Annotated in this window: 4 protein-coding genes; 1 reads left to right on the top strand and 3 read right to left on the bottom strand. The window is 71.1% G+C overall.

Features of this window, described 5'->3' with window-relative positions:
* Positions 1-40: 40 nt before the first annotated feature.
* Positions 41-1,273, bottom strand: a complete 1,233-nt coding sequence (locus D180_RS14950; protein WP_017913433.1) for an acetylornithine transaminase — start codon at positions 1,271-1,273, stop codon at positions 41-43.
* A gap of 321 nt (positions 1,274-1,594) precedes the next feature.
* Between D180_RS14950 and D180_RS14945 the strand changes: the two genes are divergently transcribed.
* A complete protein-coding gene (locus tag D180_RS14945) occupies positions 1,595-2,464 on the top strand; it encodes an ion transporter (protein WP_017913432.1) in 870 nt (289 codons plus the stop codon).
* 4 nt (positions 2,465-2,468) lie between these two features.
* Here the strand turns inward: D180_RS14945 and D180_RS14940 are convergent, their stop codons facing one another.
* Complete coding sequence (locus D180_RS14940) at positions 2,469-2,891, bottom strand: VOC family protein (RefSeq protein ID WP_017910492.1); 423 nt, start codon at positions 2,889-2,891, stop codon at positions 2,469-2,471.
* Positions 2,892-3,008: 117 nt separating this feature from the next.
* Positions 3,009-3,586 (bottom strand): ROK family protein (locus D180_RS14935; protein WP_017913431.1); only part of this gene is annotated, 578 nt, incomplete at its 5' end.

Below are 3,586 nucleotides of genomic sequence, written 5' to 3'. Positions count from 1 at the left end.
CCGCGCGCTGGCGCGGCACGGCCTGGGCTGAGTCGCCGGCTCAGCGCGCGGCGAGGTAGGCGCGCAGCGCGCTGCGCAAGCGCGCCAGGCCTTCGCCCAGTTCGGCATCGGTGAGGTTGAGCGCGGGCACGAAGCGCAGCACGTCCGGGCCCGCCTGCAGGGTCAGCAAACCATGCGCGGCGGCGTGGTCGAGGATGGCGCCGGCCTGTCCGGCATGCGTCGGCGCCAGCACCGCACCCAGCATCAGCCCGCGGCCGCGAACCTGCGAGAACAACGCAAACTCGTCGTTGAGCGCCGCCAGGCCGGCACGCAGCGCCGCCGATTGCCGCGACACGTTGGCGGCGATCGCCGTCGAGGCCAGCTTGCGCAGCGCCACCCGCGCCACCGCCGCGGCCAGCGGGTTGCCGCCGAAGGTGGTGCCGTGCGCACCGAACTGCATGGTCTCGGCCACCTTCGGCCCGGCCAGCAGCGCGCCGATCGGGAAGCCGCCGCCCAGCGCCTTGGCCAGGGTCACGATGTCGGGGACGACCTGGTCCTGCCAGTGCGCGAACAGGGTGCCGGTGCGGCCCATGCCGCACTGGATCTCGTCCAGCACCAGCAGCGCGCCGTGGTGGTCGCACAGCGCCCGCACCTGCGCCAGGAAGCCCGGCGCCGCCGGCATCACCCCGCCCTCGCCCTGCACCGGCTCCAGCATCACCGCGGCCACATCGCCGGCGGCCATCGCCGTTTCCAGCTGCACGATGTCGTTGAAATCGACGTAGCGGAAACCGCCGGGCAGCGGCTCGTAGCCTTCCTGGTACTTGGGTTGCGCGGTGGCGGTCACCGCGGCCAGGGTGCGGCCGTGGAAGCTGCCGCGGAAGGTGACGATCACCCGCCGCTGCGGCGGACGGCCCTGGGCGGTGGCCCACTTGCGCACCAGCTTGATCGCCGCCTCGTTGGCCTCGGCGCCGGAATTGCACAGGTAGGCCTTCTCCGCGAAGCGCGAGGCCACCACCAGTTCCTCGACCAGGCGCAGCGGCGGCTCGCTGTAGAACACGTTGCTGGTGTGCCACAGCTTGCCGGCCTGTTCGAGCAGCGCCGCCTGCAGGTCCGGATCGTTGTGGCCGAGCCCGCACACGGCGATGCCGGCGGACAGGTCGATGTAGTCGCGTCCTTCGCTGTCCCAGACCCGGGCGCCCTGGCCGCGCTCCAGCACCAGTTGGCGCGGACGGTAGATCGGCAGCGCGTAGCGTTGGCCGAGGGCGATCAGCTCCGCGGCGGAAGAAGCGGTCATCGAGGCAGTCCTGCGGGGAAAGCGCCGATTATAAGACCGCCGGCAGCGCACGGCCGGGGACTGCCGGCCGCCGCCTGGACCGACGGGGCGGCAGGCTGCTGTGCCACACCGCCGCCGCCCGCGCGCGTGCCGCAGCAACCCCACCACGCCGTTGCTCGACATGTGGGAGGGACTTCAGTCCCGACGCGTCAGCGCGACGGCGTCGAGACGGAAGCCCCTCCCACAGGGGGCTCTCCAGCAGCCGCGTCGCATCCGATCAGGACGCCGCCTGCCGCGGCGCGCGCGCCCGCGACCGCAAGGCGGCTCGGGTAGCATGGGCGCATGCGATTTTTCCTCGATTCCCCGCTCGCCCCGGCGACAGAGCACGGCTGGCGGCGCCGCTGGTTCGACATCATCTATCGGCACGACACCACGCCCTCGCGCAACTTCGACCTGTTGCTGGTCGCGGCGATCCTGGCCAGCGTCGCGGTGATTCTGGTCGACAGCGTGCCGGCGCTGCACAGCCGTTACGCCGGCGCGCTGTACGTGCTGGAGTGGGGCTTCACCGTGCTGTTCACCGCCGAGTACGCCTTGCGCCTGGCCACGGTGCAGCGGCCGCTGCGCTATGCGCTGAGCTTCTGGGGCGTGATCGACCTGTTGTCGATCCTGCCCACCTACATCTCGTTTCTGCTGCCCGGCGCGCAGACGCTGCTGGTGGTGCGCGTGCTGCGGGTGCTGCGGCTGTTCCGTATCCTCAAGCTGACCCGCTACGTCGAGGAAAGCAGCCTGCTGGTCGATGCGTTGTGGCGCAGCCGGCGCAAGGTGTTCGTGTTCCTGTTCACGGTGATCACCCTGGTGGTGATCTTCGGCGCGCTGATGTACGTGGTCGAAGGCCCGGCCAACGGCTTCACCAGCATTCCCACCGCGATGTACTGGGCGGTGGTGACGATGGCCACGGTCGGCTTCGGCGACATCGCCCCGCTCACCCCGCTGGGCCGCGCCATCACCTCGGTGCTGATCCTGATCGGCTACAGCATCATCGCCGTGCCCACCGGCATCTACACCGCGGAACTGGCCAACAGCCTGCGCGATGCCGACCGCAGCCGCGCGCCGGATCGGCGCACCTGCGCGCACTGCGGCCTGCACGGCCACGACCGCAACGCCGGCTATTGCCGGGGCTGCGGCCAGGCGTTGCCCGAGACGGTGCCCTGAGCCCTTACCAGACGCCCGTGTTCGGCATCGACGCCCACGGCTCGGCCGGCGCAAGCGCCTCGCCCTTCTGCAGCAGCTCGATCGAGATCAGGTCCGGGCTGCGCACGAAGGCCATGCGCCCGTCGCGCGGCGGACGGTTGATGGTCACGCCGAGCGACTGCAGGTGCGCGCACAGGGCGTAGATGTCGTCGACCTCGAAGGCCAGATGGCCGAAGTTGCGGGCGCTGCCGTAGTCCTCGTCCGAGCCCCAGTTGTAGGTCAGTTCGACCTCGGCTTCCGGGTTCTCCGGCGCGCCGAAGTACACCAGGGTGAACTTGCCGGCTTCGTTCTCGATGCGGCGGGTTTCGTGCAGGCCCAGGCCTTCGGTGAAGAACGTGCTGGTCTTCTCCAGGTCGTGGACGCGGATCATGGCGTGCAGGTATTTCATCGTGACAACTCCGACGGTGGGGGATGGGACGCGTGCCGTACCGCAATGGCGCGCGGAAAGGGCGCATAGGGTAGCGCCGGCGGCGTGCAGGCATGGCGACGCCGCGGCGGGACCGGTTCAGCGGAAATAGCAGGCCTTCAACGGCAGCGCCGCCGCGCCCACCGCGCTGGCATCGGCGGTGGCCGCGGCCGGCAGCAGCACCGGCAACGGCCGCGCCTGGCCGCGACGCGGCTGGTTGTCGATGCGCACGTGCGGAATCAGCCGCGTCGCCAGCTCGCGCGGCATGCGCCCGCCGAACACCACCGCCTGCGGATCGAAGATCGCCACGATCGCCGACACGATCAGCGACAGGCCCGGCGCCACCCGCGCGATCCAGCGCTCGATCGCCGGCCACGCCGGATCGTAGGCGGCCAGCAGCGCGCGGATGTCGGGCAGCGCGATGCCGTCGTCGGCCAGCAGTTGCCGCAACAGCTCCAGCGTGCCGCGCTCCAGCCCCTGCTGCGGCAGCATGCCGGCGAACTCGCCGGCGTTGCCGTGCGCGCCGCGCAGGCAGGTGCCGTCGATCACCACGCCGCCGCCCAGGCCGTAATTGAAGTGCAGATAGGCGAAGTCGCGGTATTGGCGGCCGATGCCGAGCAGGCTCTCGCCCGCCGCCGCCACCGTGCCGTCGTTGTCCACCCACACCGGCAGGCCCA

It is taken from the genome of Xanthomonas sp. SHU 166 (genome assembly GCF_000364685.1).
In the GTDB taxonomy this organism is placed as follows: domain Bacteria; phylum Pseudomonadota; class Gammaproteobacteria; order Xanthomonadales; family Xanthomonadaceae; genus Xanthomonas_A; species Xanthomonas_A sontii.
This window is presented reverse-complemented; position numbering and strand designations above follow the sequence as displayed.